Annotated in this window: 14 protein-coding genes; 10 read left to right on the top strand and 4 right to left on the bottom strand. The window is 61.0% G+C overall.

Annotated elements, in window-relative coordinates; translation table 11 throughout:
- Positions 1-77 precede the first annotated feature (77 nt).
- Positions 78-704 (top strand): glutathione S-transferase family protein, encoded by a 627-nt coding sequence (locus tag HA46_RS04280; RefSeq protein WP_033792766.1) that lies wholly within the window; start codon positions 78-80, stop codon positions 702-704.
- Here the strand turns inward: HA46_RS04280 and HA46_RS04275 are convergent.
- Positions 671-2,158, bottom strand: coding sequence for an aminotransferase-like domain-containing protein (locus tag HA46_RS04275; RefSeq protein WP_084882280.1), 1,488 nt, complete (start codon positions 2,156-2,158; stop codon positions 671-673). The genes HA46_RS04280 and HA46_RS04275 overlap by 34 nt on opposite strands.
- A gap of 135 nt (positions 2,159-2,293) precedes the next feature.
- Between HA46_RS04275 and HA46_RS04270 the strand changes: the two genes are divergently transcribed.
- Positions 2,294-2,875, top strand: a complete 582-nt coding sequence (locus HA46_RS04270) for a LysE family translocator (RefSeq protein ID WP_084882279.1) — start codon at positions 2,294-2,296, stop codon at positions 2,873-2,875.
- Here HA46_RS04270 and HA46_RS04265 read toward each other — a convergent pair.
- From HA46_RS04265 to HA46_RS04255, 3 genes are all read right to left on the bottom strand, one after another.
- Positions 2,872-5,256: a phosphoketolase family protein gene (locus HA46_RS04265; RefSeq protein WP_084882278.1), complete on the bottom strand. Its 2,385-nt coding sequence runs from the start codon at positions 5,254-5,256 to the stop codon at positions 2,872-2,874. The genes HA46_RS04270 and HA46_RS04265 overlap by 4 nt on opposite strands.
- A 202-nt stretch (positions 5,257-5,458) precedes the next feature.
- Positions 5,459-7,075, bottom strand: coding sequence for a malate dehydrogenase (quinone) (gene mqo, locus HA46_RS04260; RefSeq protein WP_084882277.1), 1,617 nt, complete (start codon positions 7,073-7,075; stop codon positions 5,459-5,461).
- A gap of 512 nt (positions 7,076-7,587) precedes the next feature.
- On the bottom strand, positions 7,588-7,830 hold the full coding sequence (locus HA46_RS04255) for a DUF1158 domain-containing protein (protein ID WP_033753469.1): 243 nt from the start codon (positions 7,828-7,830) through the stop codon (positions 7,588-7,590).
- A gap of 303 nt (positions 7,831-8,133) precedes the next feature.
- Here HA46_RS04255 and mntP point away from each other — a divergent pair, with 303 nt between their 5' ends.
- From mntP to HA46_RS04220, 8 genes are all read left to right on the top strand, one after another.
- The gene (gene mntP, locus HA46_RS04250; protein ID WP_033792759.1) at positions 8,134-8,709 is read left to right on the top strand and encodes a manganese efflux pump MntP; all 576 of its coding nucleotides are present in this window, start codon (positions 8,134-8,136) and stop codon (positions 8,707-8,709) included.
- Between the two features lie 119 nt (positions 8,710-8,828).
- Positions 8,829-8,906: a stress response protein AzuC gene (azuC, locus tag HA46_RS21530; RefSeq protein ID WP_120457375.1), complete on the top strand. Its 78-nt coding sequence runs from the start codon at positions 8,829-8,831 to the stop codon at positions 8,904-8,906.
- Positions 8,907-9,153: 247 nt separating this feature from the next.
- On the top strand, positions 9,154-10,161 hold the full coding sequence (gene dgcN, locus HA46_RS04245) for an N-acetyltransferase DgcN (RefSeq protein ID WP_084882276.1): 1,008 nt from the start codon (positions 9,154-9,156) through the stop codon (positions 10,159-10,161).
- A 1-nt stretch (position 10,162) separates the two neighbouring features.
- Complete coding sequence (dgcA, locus tag HA46_RS04240) at positions 10,163-11,128, top strand: N-acetyl-D-Glu racemase DgcA (RefSeq protein WP_033792757.1); 966 nt, start codon at positions 10,163-10,165, stop codon at positions 11,126-11,128.
- A gap of 16 nt (positions 11,129-11,144) precedes the next feature.
- Positions 11,145-13,007, top strand: coding sequence for an ABC transporter ATP-binding protein (locus HA46_RS04235; protein WP_084882275.1), 1,863 nt, complete (start codon positions 11,145-11,147; stop codon positions 13,005-13,007).
- 31 nt (positions 13,008-13,038) lie between these two features.
- Entirely contained in the window at positions 13,039-14,580 is a 1,542-nt protein-coding gene (locus HA46_RS04230) for a glutathione ABC transporter substrate-binding protein (protein WP_033792755.1), read from the top strand.
- A gap of 30 nt (positions 14,581-14,610) precedes the next feature.
- The gene (locus HA46_RS04225; RefSeq protein ID WP_033792754.1) at positions 14,611-15,543 is read left to right on the top strand and encodes an ABC transporter permease; all 933 of its coding nucleotides are present in this window, start codon (positions 14,611-14,613) and stop codon (positions 15,541-15,543) included.
- Positions 15,540-16,424 carry an ABC transporter permease subunit gene (locus tag HA46_RS04220; protein ID WP_084882274.1) on the top strand — a complete coding sequence of 295 codons (885 nt, stop codon included), beginning with the start codon at positions 15,540-15,542 and terminating at the stop codon, positions 16,422-16,424. Before HA46_RS04225 ends, HA46_RS04220 begins: the two co-directional genes overlap by 4 nt.
- The last annotated feature ends 2 nt before the right edge of the window (positions 16,425-16,426 follow it).

Raw genomic sequence — 16,426 nt, 5'->3', positions numbered from 1 at the left:
GCATTTCCACGCCCGATATTTGCGTTTATGGCCTGACAGGGTTATCAATATGTTAACAATTCCTGCAGGAGACCGTTATGCTGAAAATTCTTGGGCGCGACTCGTCAATCAACGTGCGTAAAGTGCTCTGGCTCTGCGACGAACTGGATCTCGACTTCGAGCGCGAAGAAGAGTGGGGCGCGGAACCTGACTCGCTGCGTAAGCCGGAATTTCTCGCCCTGAACCCCAACGCCCTGATCCCCGTATTAATCGACGACGACTTCGTGCTGTGGGAGTCAAACGCTATCCTGCGCTATCTGGCCAACGCCTATGAGGGTGACTGGCTCTATCCGCAAAATCCGCGCGCCCGCGCGCCGATCGATCAGTGGATGGACTGGCAGTCCACCGAACTTAATACCTCCTGGCGCTACGCCTTTATGTCGCTGGTGCGCAACTCGCCGGCGCATCAGGATCCGCGTCTGCTGGCGGCGGCTTGCAAAGGCTGGGCGCACACCATGGGCATCCTTAACCAGCAGCTGGAGAAAACCGGACGCTATGTCGCGGGCCGCAACTTCACCCTGGCGGACATCGGCGTCGGGCTGGCGGTCAACCGCTGGTATGAAACCCCGCTGGATCATCCCAGCCTGCCTGCGGTGCGTAACTACTACGAGCGCCTGACCGAGCGCCATCCCTACACGGTCTGGGGACGCAACGGCAAACCTTGATCGAGCCCGGGCGCCAGGCCCGCCAGCTCGCAGGCGATTGCGCCGGTGCGCTTCAGCGCCCAGCTATAGCGATCGTCGAAGGGGTAGCAGCAGGAGAGGCGCAGCGCGTGATTGTAGCGTTCGCTCAACGAATAGAGCGCGCCGGGCGTCACGCAGATCTGCTCTTGCAGCAGCCGATGGAACATCGCCACCGTATCTACCTGTTCCGGCAGTTCGACCCAAAAAACGAACCCGCCGCGCGGCAGCGTGGCGCGCGTCCCCTGCGGAAAATAGCGGGCGATCAGGCCGCGCGCCTCATCCATATTGGCGGCGTAGCGGCGGCGCAGCGTGCGCAGGTGGTGATCGTAGCCGCCGTTGGCGAGGAATTCCGCCAGCGTCTCCGACAGCAGCCGGGATTCCGCCATAGAGGAGACCGCCTTCAGGCGCGCGATCGCGTCATGGAAGCGTCCGGCGGCGATCCAGCCGATGCGAAAGTCCGGCGCCACCGTTTTGGTAAAGCTGGTGCAGTAAATCACCCAGCCTTCTGAATCGAACGACTTAACGGTGGGCGACAGCGGCCAGTCGAACTGCAGCTCGTCATAGAGACCGTCTTCCAGCAGAGGAACCTTGTAAGTATTCACCAACTTTGCCAGGCGCTGTTTGTTCTGGCGCGACATGCAGCAGCCCAGCGGATTCTGCGCGCTCGGCATGGCGATCAGCGCCTGGATGCGCTTCTCCTGCAGCAGCATCTCCAGCGCGTCGAGCGAAAGGCCGTGCTGCGGATCGGTCGGAATCTCCAGCGCCTTCAGCCCCAGCGACGCCAGCAGCGGAAAAAGAAAAAAGTAGGTCGGCGACTCCAGCCCGACGCAGTCTCCGGGCTGCGTCACCGCGCGCAGCGCCAGCTGCAGCGCCTCCATACAGCCGTGGGTCAGGGTAATCGCGTCGCTGGTCAGCGACATGCCCGCATGCAGCGCACGGCGCGCAATTTCCTCCCGTAAGCGCTCACTACCGGGCGGAAGCGCATAGCGGCCGATAAGATCGGGATTGCGTCGCAGCAGCGAGGCGGTAATGCGGGCGAGACGCGCCGACGGATAAAGCTCGCCATCCTGCGGGCAGGCCAGCGAAATATTGATGTAGTCGGGATGGTTCTGCGCCGCGAACACCTGATCGATCAGATCGAGCTTTTCGCTGTTCGGGTCTTTGATGCGGGCACGATGCGGAACGGGCTGCGTCAGGGCGGGCAGCACGCTGCGCACATAGTAGCCTGACTGCGGACGCGCCTCGATAAGGCCGCGATCCTCCAGCAGCTGCCAGGCATTCAGCACCGTATTGATGCTGACCTGCTGGGTCTGCGCCACGCGGCGAATAGCAGGCAGGCGCTTACCGGGCTTCAGCGTGCCCTGATGAATCGCCTCGGCGAAGCTCTCTGCAAGCTGGTGATAGAGCGGCTGGTCGGCTGAAGGAGAGAGGGACACAAAAGCCTCCGCGAGTTATGGGTACAATAGTTAAAATTACAAACTGTAACCATGACAATAGTGATTTTGTGTCTCTGTTACCAATCCTTTTCGCGCCCTAGCATAGCGTTATGTTTATTAAACGAGAACGCCGCCATGCTCGATCCCTCTTTTTTCAGCTACGTCACCGTGATGTCCATCACCCCTGGCCCCAATAACCTGCTGCTGGCGACCTCCGGCGTCAATTTCGGCCTGCGACGTACGCTGCCGATGATCTCCGGCGTACTGCTGGGCTGCCTGCTGCAAACCGCGCTGGCGGTGCTGGCGCTGGAGTGGTTGCTGAGCTGGATGAGCGCCGTCCGGCTGCCGCTGACGCTGGCGGGCTGCGCCTATCTGCTCTGGCTGTCGTGGAAACTCTGGCGCGCGGGCGCGCCGGCCCAGCGGGAAAAGGCGCAGCCGATGACCGTCGTCGGCGCCATCGGCTTTCAGGCGCTGAACCCTAAAGCCTGGCTGATGGCGACCAATGTGGCGCTGCTGTGGAGCGCACAGAGCGGGCTGCTGCCGGTGATGCTCGGCTTCGCGCTGGTCAACCTGCCCTGCATATTGATCTGGGCGGCGCTGGGCGATCGGCTGGGCCTGCATCTGCAAACGCCCTGGAAGCGCCGTCTCTTCAACGGCGTCATGGCGCTGTCGCTGGTCGCCACGACGCTGTGGATGCTGGCGGACGCACTGCGTTAATCGGGCGCGCCGGAGCCGGTTTCCGACGGCCATTTCCAGCCGCGCACTTCCGGCACATCCTCGCCATATTCACGCACGTAGCGATGGTGCTCGGCGATGCGCTCCTGCAAATCGTCCAGCAGTTCCGGATGGCGGTCCGCCAGCCCGGGCACGCGCAGGATCGCCTCCTGCGCCAGATGATAGCGGTCCAGCTCGTTCAGCACCGTCATATCGAACGGCGTAGTGGTGGTGCCCTCTTCGTTAAAGCCGCGAACGTGGAAATTGCGATGGTTGTTACGCTGATAGGCGAGACGATGCACCAGCGCCGGATAGCCATGGAAGGCGAAGATCACCGGCTTGTCGAGCGTGAACAGCGCATCGAACTCCTCCTCGCTTTTGCCGTGAGGATGTTGATCCTGAGTTTGCAGCGCCATCAGATCGACCACGTTCACCACGCGAATCCGCAGGTCGGGCAGATAGCCGCGCAGCAGATCCACCGCCGCCAGCGTCTCCAGCGTCGGCACGTCGCCGGCGCACGCCATCACCACGTCCGGCTCTTCGCCCTGCGGCGTGGTGCCCGCCCAGCGCCATTCGCCCATGCCCGCCTCGCAGTGCGCGATGGCGCTCTCCATATCCAGCCACTGCGCCGACGGCTGCTTGCCCGCCACAATGACGTTGATGCGGTCCCAGGTGCGCAGGCAGTGATCGCCGACCCACAGCAGCGTATTAGCGTCCGGCGGCAGATAGATGCGCACGATATCCGCTTTTTTATTGGCGACGTGATCCATAAAGCCGGGATCCTGATGGCTGTAGCCGTTGTGATCCTGGCGCCAGACGTGCGAAGAGAGCAGATAGTTCAGCGAAGAGACCGGCTTGCGCCAGCCGAGCTTGCGCGTCACTTTCAGCCATTTGGCGTGCTGGTTGAACATCGAATCGACGATATGAATAAAGGCTTCGTAGCAGTTGAACAGGCCGTGACGGCCGGTCAGCAGATAGCCCTCGAGCCAGCCCTGACACTGATGTTCGCTGAGGATTTCCATTACGCGACCGTCGCGCGCCAGCTGCTCGTCATAGGGCTTCACCGGCTCCAGCCAGGTGCGGCTGGTGACGTCGAAGACCGGCGTCAGGCGGTTCGAGGCGGTTTCATCAGGGCCGAACAGGCGGAAGTTATGCTGGTTGCGCGCGAAAATCTCCGCTAGATAGCGGCCGAACTGTTCGGTGGCCTGCGCCAGCTGCGAGCCGGGTTCTTTTACGTCAAAGGCGAATTCGCGAATATCGGGAGTATTCAGCTCGCGGCGCAGCAGACCGCCATTGGCGTAGGGCGACGCGCCCATGCGTTTATCGCCCTGCGGCGCCAGCGCGCGCAGCTCCGGCTTCAGCCGGCCCTGTTCGTCGAACAGCTCTTCCGGTTGATAGCTGCGCAGCCACTGCTCGAGGATCTGGCGATGTCCCGCATCTTCGCGGCAGGCGGCTACCGGCACCTGATGGGCGCGCCAGAAATCCTCCACCTTTTTGCCGTCGACCTCCTGCGGGCCAGTCCAGCCTTTAGGGCTGCGCATAATAATCATCGGCCAGCGCGGAATGCCATCCTGCTCGCTGCCGGTGCGCGCCGCCTGCTGGTAAGCGGCGATGCGATCAAAAGCGTGATCCAGCGTGTCCGCCATCTGCTGATGCATCTTCTCCGGCTCGTGCCCGCTAACGAACAGCGGCTCGTAGCCGTACCCGCGGAACAGCTGCTGCAGATCGTCGTCGCTGGCGCGCCCCAGGATAGTAGGGTTAGCGATTTTGTAGCCGTTAAGATGCAGAATCGGCAACACGGCGCCGTCGCGCTGGGGGTTGAGAAACTTAATGCCGTGCCAGCTCGACGCCAGCGGGCCGGTTTCCGCTTCGCCGTCGCCAATGACGCAGGGCACGATGAGATCCGGATTATCGAAGGCGGCGCCAAAGGCGTGCGACAGCGAATAGCCGAGTTCGCCGCCTTCGTTAATCGATCCTGGCGTTTCCGGCGCGGCGTGGCTCGGAATGCCGCCGGGAAACGAAAACTGCTTGAACAGGCGCTGCATGCCTTCGGCGTCCTGGCTGACGTGCGGGTAAATTTCGCTGTAGCTGCCCTCCAGCCAGGTATTGGCAACCATGCCGGGCCCGCCGTGGCCAGGGCCGCAGATATAGATCATATTCAGGTCGCGCTGGCGGATAATGCGGTTGAGGTGCGCGTAGATAAAGTTGAGGCCGGGCGTGGTGCCCCAGTGTCCCAGCAGGCGAGGCTTGATATGTTCCGGCTGAAGAGGTTCGCGCAGCAGCGGGTTCGCCATCAGGTAGATCTGCCCGACGGAAAGGTAGTTGGCGGCGCGCCAGTAGCGATCCAGCAGGCGTAACTCACTGGCAGCGGTCGAATGTGACATCGGGCATTCTCCTGGTTAGCGAAAGGTGACGGGAAAAAAAGCGTTTCATTAACCCTAATAGAGAATCAGCGACTCGACCAGGCGACGGGGCGGCAGGGATGCCCTGTTCGCCTCTTTGCCATCGGTTTGCGCTCCCCGCTCAGGCATAGCGGCTAAAAACAAAAAGCCCCGCAAGAGCGGGGCTTTTATCAGCAAAACCGTATTACTTGCCGACAACGTGCGCGGTCTCGCGCGCTTCGTCGTTCGCGGCGTTCGGCGTCACCGGCGGCACGTAGGCGAGTTTCAGTACGCGGCTGGTATCCGCCAGCACTTTCTCCGTCAGGGTCACGTCGCCGTTAAGCTTGCGGCCCCAGGAGGGCACCACCGCGCGAATGCGGTTCTGACATTCTGTCGACGCCATCTGCTCCGGCCAGGCTTTCGCCATCAGCTCCAGCATAATCGGCGCGGCGGTCGACGCGCCGGGCGAGGCGCCGAGCAGGGCGGAAATCGAGCCATCTTCCGAGGCGACCACTTCGGTGCCGAGTCGCAGCACGCCGCCCTCTTTGGCATCTTTTTTAATGATCTGCACGCGCTGGCCGGCGGTCACCAGACGCCAGTCGTCGGGATGCGCGTCCGGCACATAGGTGCGCAGCGCTTCCATGCGATCGGCGTCGCTCTGCAGCACCTGATCAACCAGATATTTCACCAGATCGAAATTCTTCAGTCCGACATTCATCATCGGCAGCAGGTTGCCGCTGTTCATCGAACCGAACATATCGAGCAGCGAGCCCTGCTTAAGGAACTTGGTAGAGAAGGTGGCGAACGGGCCGAACAGCAGCACTCTTTTGCCGTCCAGCACGCGCGTGTCGACGTGCGGCACCGACATCGGCGGCGCGCCAACAGAGGCTTTGCCATAGACTTTCGCCATATGCTGGCGCACGACGTCCGGGTTCTCGGTCACCAGGAAGGAGCCGCCGACCGGGAAACCGGCGTAGCCGCTGACTTCCGGAATGCCGCTCTTCTGCAGCAGCGGCAGCGCCGCGCCGCCCGCGCCGATAAAGACGTTTTTCGCCGTTAACGCGCGGCTCTCGCCCGTAGCCAGCGAATGCAGCGTCACCTGCCAGCGGCCGTCGCTCAGGCGCTTCAGGTCGCGCACTTCCTGACGCAGACGCAGGCGGAAACCGGGATGCTTCTCCAGCGAGGCGATCAGCTGACGCGTCACTTCGCCAAAATTGACGTCGGTGCCCATCTCCGTCCAGGTCGCCGCGACTTTCTGACGGCGATCGCGTCCTTTCATCACCAGCGGGATCCACTCGGCAATCTGCTGCGGATCTTCGGAGTAGGCCATGCCGCGGAACAGCGTGCTTTTCTGCAACGCCTGATAGCGCTTGCGCAGGAAAGCCACATTCTCTTCGCCCCAGACAAAACTCATGTGCGGCGTGCTGTTGATAAAGCGTTCGGGCGAGTGCAGACGTCCCTTCTGAACCTGCCAGGCCAGGAACTGACGGGAAACCTGGAAGGATTCGTTAATGGTTAGCGCTTTGCTGATGTCGATGCTGCCATCCGCCTTTAACGGCGTATAGTTCAGCTCCGCCAGCGCGGCATGGCCGGTCCCGGCGTTATTCCAGCCGTTAGAGGACTCTTCCGCCACGTTCTCGAGACGCTCGACCATTTCAATGGTCCAGTCCGGCTCCAGATCCTGTAGCCAGGCGCCTAGCGTCGCGCTCATGACGCCCGCGCCAATCAGCAGCACATCAACATCTTTACGCTCGGACATCTGCGGTTTTTCCATGCCAACAGCGCTCGTTGCGAGCGTAAGGTTTACAGCTGTTTTGCTCATGAGGCGACATCTCCTCTCTCTGTTGACCTGATGCTCAACAGGTTCGCAGGCGAAATAGTCGCGCTTCTTGGGAGCGCGTTGCGCTATTTCTCAAAGGTTAAGACACAGGTTCGTTTAAGCGGGATGCAGGTTAACTGCACGTTATGCTTTATCTGTTGAATATAACATTCTCGCCTCTGAATTAAACATTTGTTTATTTTTTAAATGCAGAAATGATTCAGCATAAGAATTAATCATCCTGGGCTGGCGGGAATAAGAGATTTTTTACCGAAAACTCAGCGGGTTAACCGAATATGATGTTGCGTAAATGCACAAAAGCAGTGCAGGGCATGGAAAGGAGGGTAAAGTGCCTTATTTTATAAAGTTATGATTTTAAAGGTTTATTCAAAAAAAGATCGATAAAGAATTTTTCACGACGTGGTGCTTTTCAGCCGATTCTGTAAAAGTAATGTTACATTTTTGTGATTTATACCTGCCCGCACTGGGCGCTAGCCGCAGCGGCGGGCACAGCATCACGAGCGGAACCAGCGGCGATAGATAAAACGGATCGCATAGAACTCCACCACGCCCAGCAGCAGGAACCAGACGCAGAAGATCAGGGTGTAGAGCTGGTTGATATCCTGCAGGTGCAGCCGCTGAGTCAGGCTTCTGGCCATCGTCAGACCAAAATTGGGGGCAGGCAGCAGCAGCGCAGAGAGAAAGCCAAGCAGCAAGATGCCGCCGGGGATAATCAGAGATTCAAAAGGGTTTTTCATTATCAGGTTCCGCATTAATCAGCGCGGCCATTTTCCGGCAATCTCCGCCAGGGTTCAATCCCCGCAGCGGGCGCGCGCCTGAACGGCGCATTAAGCCTTAATAAAAGGCTTAAGTACCATTAACTTAGCGACAAAACATAGCGAACGATAAAAGTTATAGCCTTTGCTATACTTAAACCCATGATTTTCTTGTCTTTTTATCGGGTGTGATGCGTGGTAGACTGCGCGCACTTTTACCAGACTGAACCTTTATTGCGGCAAAAAGCGGGCGTCTGAGCGCTTTTTACCCTGACACTAGCCATTATGACTTTTATCGCAACTCTGATCCTTGCCTTCGGCATGTCGATGGATGCCTTTGCCGCTGCGCTTAGCAAAGGCGCAGCGCTGCATCGTCCCGGATTCAAAGAGGCGCTGCGCACCGGCCTGATTTTTGGCGCGATTGAAGCTCTGACGCCGCTGATCGGCTGGGCTGCCGGTCTCGCCGCCAGCCGCTATGTCATGGCCTGGGATCACTGGGTCGCTTTCTTCCTGCTGTCGTTTCTCGGCGGGCGCATGATGATGGAAGGTTTTCGCCAGACGGCGACGGCAGAGCCGTGTGAAGCGCCGCAGCGTCACGGCTTTATGGTGCTGGCGGCCACCGCGGTCGCCACCAGCCTGGATGCAATGGCGGTCGGGGTGGGGCTGGCTTTCCTGCAGGTTAATATTATCGCCACCGCGCTGACCATCGGCATGGCGACCACTATTATGGCGACTACCGGCGTGCTGGTGGGGCGTTTAGTCGGACCGGTGCTGGGCAAATGGGCAGAAGTGCTTGGCGGCGTGGTGCTGATTTCCATTGGCTGCACCATCCTTATCCAGCATCTCAACCTCTTCTCTTGAGGTCGCAACCAGCGAATTAATGTGGTTTTTGTGATCTGGTTCAAAATTATTTGCCTGAAAAATGCGCGGAAGCTATACTTTCGCTGCATTTATTCAACAAATTTTGAATCAGGTAATCTATGAAACGCTTAGTGAAATATGTTTTCCGCGCTTACGTCGAAACCTTCAAATATGTCCCGCCAGGCGCGATGTACTGATTGTTTACGCATTATACCGTCTCCGGCAATCACGGCAGCGTGCCGTGATGCCCTGGCGTCATAGCTTTTTCCTTCTCCCCCTGCGCCTCCTTTCCTCTGTAAAGCGTCGATTCGGCCCCTGTCATAAGCTCCGCTTTGAGCTATAGCCGCAGGTTATAGCCAGCAGCTAAACAAGCATTCGTCCCGCTTTCCCTGCCGTGAAATAGTTCGTTTCAGACCCTCAACCCTGTCTGAAAGAGAACGCATCATGCTTATCCCGCAACCCTATTTGCTATTTCTCGGCGACGTCACCGATCCGCTGGCTGCTAAAACCGCGCGCGGCATTCAGGTATGGCGGCCCGAACAGTGTGTTGGCGAAATTCGTTTGCCCGGCTGTACCGTTTCCCTGGGCCTTGAAGAGCTGGATATCGCTACGGCCAGGGCGCGTGGCGCGAAAACGCTGGTGCTCGGCACCGCCAACGCGGGCGGCTATCTGCCGCAGCACTGGCTTGAAAGCGTCATCGCCGCCATTAAAGCCGGGATGAACGTCGCGAGCGGCCTGCATCATCGTCTGGCCGACGAACCTGAACTGGTGGCGCTGGCGGAGGCGCACGGCGTCGCGCTGTTCGATATCCGTCATATGCGGCCGAAACTTAATGTAGGCAGCGGTAAAAAGCGCAGCGGGAAACGTGTGTTAACCGTCGGAACCGACTGCTCGGTCGGCAAAATGTACACGTCGCTGGCGCTGGAAGCCGCCATGCGCGCGCAGGGCATGAAGGCGGACTTTCGCGCGACCGGCCAGACAGGCATCCTGGTGGCTGGCGAAGGTATCGCTATCGACGCGGTTATCGCCGATTTTATCGCTGGCGCGGCGGAGGTGCTCTCGCCAGCCAACGACGACGATCACTGGGATATCGTCGAAGGACAGGGTTCGCTGTTCCACCCCTCCTATGCGGGCGTCAGCATGGGATTAATTCACGGCGCGCAGCCGCACTGGCTGGTGATGTGCCATGAGATGGGGCGCCCTCATATGCGTCATTTGCCCCATCAGCCGATGGTGGGCCTTGCGGACTGCGTGGAAGCGAATCTGCGCGCGGCGCAGGTCACCAGCGACAATCCGCAGCTGGCCGGTTTCGCTATTAATACCTCTAACTTCAGCGAAGAAGAAGCGCGCGACTATTGCACGCAGCTCAGTGAAACCTTCGGCGTACCGGCGACGGATCCGGTGCGTTTCGGTATTGATGCGATCGCTACGCTGTTGAAAGAGCGAGGCTAAGATGCGCCGCATGTTGACTGAACTCCTCACGCTGCCGCTGGCGCGGCCTTTCGCCATCGCGCGCGGCACTCGCACCGCCGTGGCGGTGATCCGCGTCACTCTGGAGCAGGACGGCTTTATCGGTCACGGCGAATGCACGCCGACGCCGCGTTACAACGAGTCCGTCGAGAGCGTCCACGCCCAGCTTAACGCGATGAAAGAGGCGATCGAAGCGGGGCTGAGCCGGCAGGCGCTGCAAACGGAACTCCGCGCAGGGGCGGCGCGCAACGCGCTCGATTGCGCCCTGTGGCGGCTGGACGCCGCGCGGGCGAAGCAAACCTTGTGGCAGCAGGCCGCGCTGAGCGCGCCGCCGTCAGTGGTGACCGCTGAAACCCTCAGTCTCGACAGCGCAGAGAAGATGGCTGATGCGGCGGCAGATGCGGTATCGCGCGGCGCGCTGCTCCTCAAGATCAAGCTCGACCGCGAAGCGATTGTGGAAAAAGTTGCGGCTATCCGCGCCGTCGCGCCTGACGCTACTTTGATCGTCGACGCCAACGAAGCCTGGAGCGGGCTTGACCTGCCGCCGCTGTTTGCCGCGCTGCGGCCTTACCGCATCGCGATGATTGAACAGCCGTTACCGGCGGGCGCAGATGCCGTCTTACAGCATATCGCCCATCCTGTCCCGCTCTGCGCTGACGAAAGCTGCCACACGCGCAGCGATATCGCCGCGCTGCGCGATCGCTACGAGATGATCAACATCAAGCTCGACAAGTGCGGCGGCCTGACGGAGGCGCTGGCGATGGTCGACGAGGCGGAAAAGCAGGGCATGCGGCTGATGGTGGGCTGCATGCTCGGCTCCTCGCTGGCGATGGAAGCGGCGCTGCTGGTTACGCCGCAGGCAGAGCATGTCGATCTGGACGGCCCCATCTGGCTGGCGGCGGACAGTTCGCCCTTCCTTTCCTATTCACAAGGCCGCATCTGGCTGTAACGCATCTGGAGCAACGATGACGGACACTTCTCGCCTGCCTGACGCCGCCAGCATTGCCGAGTCGCACGGCGCGCCGGTGCTGGCGATAGAGCATCTCAGCGTCAGCTTTCGCGGACGCAGCGGCGCGCAGCAGGCGCTGCGCGACGTCTCCTTCTCCATCCAGCCGGGCGAAATCGTCGCGGTGGTCGGCGAAAGCGGCTCGGGAAAATCGGTGACCTCGCTGGCGGTCATGGGGCTGCTGTCCGCCTCGGCGCGCATCGACGGCGGCGCGATCCGCTTTCGCGACCGCACGGGCGAAACGCGCGATCTCAGCCGGCTTAGCGCCGAGCAGCGGCGCAGGCTGCGCGGACGCGAGATGGCGATGATTTTTCAGGAGCCGATGACCTCGCTAAACCCGGTGCTGCGCGTGGGCGACCAGCTCACCGAAGCGCTGCGCGATCATCAGCTCTGCTCCGGCGCCGACGCGCAGGCGCGCGCGCGATCGCTGCTGCGTCAGGTGCGCATCGCCGACGTTGATCGGGTCATGAAAAGCTTTCCGCACGCGCTGTCCGGCGGCATGCGCCAGCGCGTGATGATTGCGCAGGCGCTGGCGTGCGATCCGCAATTGCTGATTGCGGACGAACCGACTACCGCGCTCGACGTCACGGTACAGGCGCGCATTCTTCATATTTTGCGCGAACTGCAGCGAGAAAAAGGGATGGCGGTGCTGTTTATCACGCATGACATGGGCGTCGTCGCCGAAGTGGCGGATCGGGTGGTGGTGATGTATCGCGGCAATGTCGTCGAGCAGGGGCCGGCAGAGGCGATTTTCGCCGCGCCGCAGCACGACTACACTCGAGCGCTGCTGGCGGCGGTGCCGAAACCCGGGGACATGCGCGATCGGCGCTGGCCGCAGCGGTTTCCGCTGCTGCACAGCGACGCGCCAGCTGAGGAGGCGCATGTCACCGCGCGTTATGAAGAGAAACCGCTGCTCGACGTCCGCGGGCTGACCGTGCGCTTCCCCGTTCGCAGCGGCATTTTCTCCGCGCTGACGCACCGCGTGCATGCGGTCGAGCAGATCGACTTCGCCCTCTGGCCAGGAGAGACCCTGGCGATCGTCGGCGAAAGCGGCTGCGGCAAATCGACCACCGGCCGCGCGCTTATGCGGCTGGTCGCCGGCGACGCCGACAGCATCCTGTTCGCCGGTCGCGAAATCGCCAGCCTGAAAGAGGCGCAGTTCCAGCCGCTGCGGCGTGAAATCCAGATGGTGTTTCAGGATCCCTACGCGTCGCTCAACCCTCGCCTGACCGTGGGCTTCACCATTGCGGAGCCGCTGCTGCTGCACGGACTGGTACGCTCGCTCGACGAAGCAACGCCGCAGGTCGAAGCCTTGTTAGAAAGCGTCGGCCTGCAGCCGGAACACGCGCGCCGCTATCCTCATGAGTTTTCCGGCGGACAGCGGCAGCGCATCGCCATCGCCCGCGCTATGGCGCTTAAACCCAAAATTATTATTGCCGATGAAGCGGTCTCCGCGCTCGACGTGTCGGTTCAGGCGCAGGTCATCAACCTGATGATGGATTTGCAGCGGCAGACCGGCGTTGCCTGGATTTTTATCTCGCATGACATGGCGGTAGTCGAACGCATCGCCAACCGCGTGGCAGTGATGTATCTCGGCCAGATTGTCGAAATCGGCCCGCGGCAGTCGCTCTTTAATCAACCGCAGCACCCCTATACGCAGCGCCTGCTGGCCTCAGTGCCGGTGGTCGATCCGCGTCATCGTCCAGAGCGTCGTTTCGACGACGGGGAGATCCCGTCGCCTGTGCGCAGCGTAAAAGAGACGGTGAGAAAACATCGTTATCGCCAGGTCGCGCCCGATCACTGGGTAGCTGAAGAGCATTAATTGCGTCTATTCATTTCTACCAGGAGACTTTATGAAGCCATTTTTCCGCCGCACTTCTCTCGCCCTCGGTTTAACCGCGTGTCTGGTCAGCGTCGCGCAGGCGCAGGATCTGCGTATTTCGATGTATGCCGATATCACCGGACTCGACCCGCATGATACCTCCGATAACATTAGCTATTCGGTTCAGAGCGGGATCTTTGAGCGCCTGTTTCAGTTCGACGCCAGAATGACCCTGACGCCCTGGCTGGCGACGGGCTATACCAGCAACGACAACGCCACGCAGTTCACGCTGACCCTGCGCGACGGCGTGACCTTTCAGGACGGCACGCCCTTCGACGCCGACGCGGTGAAGGCTAACCTTGATCGGCTCGCCGACCAGAAAAAAGGCCTGAAGCGCAATAGCCTTTACCGCATGATCAAAAGCGTCACCGTGCTGGCGCCCAATAAAGTGCAAATCGACCTCAGCGAATCGTTCGGCGCCTTTATCAACACCCTGGCGCACCCGTCGGCGGTAATGTGGAGCCCGACGGTGCTAAAAGCGTTTCCCGACGAGGCGCAGCTGCGTCTGCATCCGGTCGGCACCGGGCCTTTTACCTTCGTAGAGTGGCAGCCCGGCAAGGGAGTGACGCTGACGAAATTCAACGGCTACTGGAACAAGGGCTGGCCGAAGGTAGATCGTGTGATCTTCTCGCCAAGCCCGGAAGACGCTACGCGGGTTGCGGCGCTGAAGTCGGGCCAGGTGGACGCGATCTATCCGCTGCCGTCCGATCTTATCGGCGCGGTACAGAGCGACAGCAGGCTGGCGATCCAGCGCGATCCCAGCATCTATCTCTACTACATGGCGATCAATACTCAGCACAAGCCGCTGGCGGATACGCGCGTACGTCAGGCGATCAACTACGCCATCAATCGCGAGCTTTGGCTGAAAGTGGGGTTTGCCGGGATGGGCACGCCCGCCACGTCGGCGATCCCTGCCGGGGTGCAGTTCTATCAGAAGCAGAGCGCGCCGAACTATCGCTACGCGCCGGAAGAGGCGAAAGCCCTGCTTGCCGCGGCGGGCTACCCTAACGGCCTCGATCTCAAGCTCTGGTGCACCAATGCCACCGCCAGCGTTCGCGCCGCGCAGTTTCTTAAGGCGCAGCTGGCGACGGTCGGCATCCGCGTCACCGTCACGCCGATGGATTCCGGCACGCGCAACGCCAGACTCTGGGGCGTAAAGGATCCGAAACAGGCAGAGTACGATCTCTACTACGGCGGCTGGTCTACCTCGACCGGCGATGCCGACTGGGCGCTGCGTCCGCTGTTCGCCAGCGAATCATGGGTGCCGACCTCTTACAACGTCTCCTATTACAGCAACCCAGCAGTGGATAAGGCGATCGCCGGTGGCCTGGCGACCGCCGACCCGGCGAAGCGCGCGACCGCCTACGCCGACGCGCAGACGCTGCTGTGGAAAGATGCGCCCGTCGCCTTTCTCGGCACGCCAGACAATCTGGTGGGCAAAACGGCGAAACTGAGCGGCGTGTCGATGCTGCCGGACGGCAATCTGCTCTTTAATCAGGCAGCCTTTAAATAACGCCGAACGGCACTGCAAAAAAGGAAGGTTATGTTCGCATACATCCTGCGTCGGCTGCTGGAGATGGTTCCGGTACTGCTGGTGGTTTCGCTGCTGGTCTTCGGCTTTATCAAGCTGCTGCCCGGCGATCCGGCGCGTATCTACGCCGGGCCTGACGCGCCGGTTGAGGCGGTCGAAGCGGCGCGTCAGCATCTCGGCCTGAACGATCCGCTGCCGCAGCAGTACGTAAACTGGCTGGGCGGTATCCTGCGCGGCGATTTAGGCGTCACCTATCGCACTCAGCAGCCGGTGCTGGAGGTGATTCGAAAAGGCTTTATGCCGACATTGTGGCTGGCGCTGGCGGGATTCGTCTGGTCAGTGGCGCTGGGACTGGTGGTGGGCGTGGCGGCGGCGCTGCGGCGCGGCGGCTGGCTGGACTGGACGCTAATGAGCGCCGCTGTCGGCGGCATTTCGATGCCGGCATTCTGGCTTGGCCTGCTGCTAATCCAGTTCGTCGCCATGCCTTTCGGCCTCTTCTCGGTCAGCGGCTTTAACCAGCCTGCCGATATCGTCCTGCCCGCCATTACGCTTGGCTCGTCGGTCGCGGCGGTGATGGCGCGCTTTACCCGCTCGGCGTTTCTGGAGGTGGCGCAGGAGGATTATGTGCGCACCGCGCGCGCCAAAGGGCTGCGGGCTACGCGCGTCACCTGGAAACATGTAATGCGCAACGCGCTTATCCCGGTGATCACCATGCTGGGCCTGCAGTTCGGGTTTCTGCTCGGCGGCTCAATCGTGGTGGAAAGCGTCTTTAACTGGCCGGGGCTGGGCTGGCTGCTGATTGAATCGATCAAGGCGCAGGACCAGCCGGTGATTCAGGCGCTGGTGATGCTGTTCGTATTTGAATTTATCGTTATCAACCTGCTGGTGGATCTGCTCTATGCGGTGGTCAATCCGGCAATTCGTCTCAGTCAGGGGGCCAAATGAGCCAGCAGACGCTAACCACCGTCGATAGCGAAGCGATCCGTTCGCCGTGGCGCGACTTCCTGCACGCTTTTACGCGCAATCCGCTGGCGCTGGCGTCGGGCGGCTTCGTGCTGTTGCTGGCGCTGATCGCGCTCTTCGCGCCCTGGCTGGCGCCCTGGAATCCTATGGAGCCGGACTGGACGGCGCTCTCAATGCCGCCGTCAGGCGCGCACTGGATGGGCACGGACGAGCTAGGGCGCGACGTGCTGAGCCGGATTATCTATGGCGCGCGTATTTCGCTCTACGTCGGTATTGTATCGGTGACGCTCGGCATGCTGGCGGGCATCGTGCTTGGCCTGCTGGCGGGCTACTATGGGCGCTGGGTCGATATGCTGATTATGCGCGGATCCGACGTGCTCTTCGCCTTTCCCGGCATGCTGCTGGCGATTGCGGTGGTGGCGATACTGGGTCCCGGCCTCAACAACGTGATCATCGCGGTGGCGGTGTTCAGCGTGCCGGTTTTCGCGCGCATCGTACGCGCCTCGACGCTGTCGCTGAAGCAGGCCGCCTATGTCGAAGCGGTGCGCTGCGCTGGCGCGCCGGACCGGGTGATCCTGCTGCGGCATATTCTTCCCGGCACGCTGCCGAACGTGATCGTCTATTTCACCATGCGCATCGGCACCAGCATCCTCACCGCCGCCGGCCTGAGTTTCATCGGCCTCGGCCCGGAGCCCGACGTGCCGGAATGGGGCAATATCCTCGCCATGAGCCGCAGCATGATGATGGCGGGGCTGTGGCACGTCAGCGTTTTTCCCGGTCTGGCGATTTTTATGACGGTGCTGGCGTTCAACCTGTTAGGCGATGCGCTACGCGACACGCTGGACCCTAAATTAAAGAGCTAAAA

This window comes from Pantoea septica (genome assembly GCF_002095575.1).
Lineage (GTDB): Bacteria > Pseudomonadota > Gammaproteobacteria > Enterobacterales > Enterobacteriaceae > Pantoea > Pantoea septica.
This window is presented reverse-complemented; position numbering and strand designations above follow the sequence as displayed.

Bases quoted from the DNA above. Each gene is read 5' to 3' on its own strand.
- HA46_RS04280 (WP_033792766.1), top strand. From the start codon at position 78: ATGCTGAAAATTCTTGGGCGCGACTCGTCAATCAACGTGCGTAAAGTG.
- HA46_RS04270 (WP_084882279.1), top strand. From the start codon at position 2,294: ATGCTCGATCCCTCTTTTTTCAGCTACGTCACCGTGATGTCCATCACC.
- HA46_RS04265 (WP_084882278.1), bottom strand. From the start codon at position 5,256: ATGTCACATTCGACCGCTGCCAGTGAGTTACGCCTGCTGGATCGCTAC.
- mqo (WP_084882277.1), bottom strand. From the start codon at position 7,075: ATGAGCAAAACAGCTGTAAACCTTACGCTCGCAACGAGCGCTGTTGGC.
- HA46_RS04255 (WP_033753469.1), bottom strand. From the start codon at position 7,830: ATGAAAAACCCTTTTGAATCTCTGATTATCCCCGGCGGCATCTTGCTG.
- mntP (WP_033792759.1), top strand. From the start codon at position 8,134: ATGACTTTTATCGCAACTCTGATCCTTGCCTTCGGCATGTCGATGGAT.
- azuC (WP_120457375.1), top strand. From the start codon at position 8,829: ATGAAACGCTTAGTGAAATATGTTTTCCGCGCTTACGTCGAAACCTTC.
- dgcN (WP_084882276.1), top strand. From the start codon at position 9,154: ATGCTTATCCCGCAACCCTATTTGCTATTTCTCGGCGACGTCACCGAT.
- dgcA (WP_033792757.1), top strand. From the start codon at position 10,163: ATGCGCCGCATGTTGACTGAACTCCTCACGCTGCCGCTGGCGCGGCCT.
- HA46_RS04235 (WP_084882275.1), top strand. From the start codon at position 11,145: ATGACGGACACTTCTCGCCTGCCTGACGCCGCCAGCATTGCCGAGTCG.
- HA46_RS04230 (WP_033792755.1), top strand. From the start codon at position 13,039: ATGAAGCCATTTTTCCGCCGCACTTCTCTCGCCCTCGGTTTAACCGCG.
- HA46_RS04225 (WP_033792754.1), top strand. From the start codon at position 14,611: ATGTTCGCATACATCCTGCGTCGGCTGCTGGAGATGGTTCCGGTACTG.
- HA46_RS04220 (WP_084882274.1), top strand. From the start codon at position 15,540: ATGAGCCAGCAGACGCTAACCACCGTCGATAGCGAAGCGATCCGTTCG.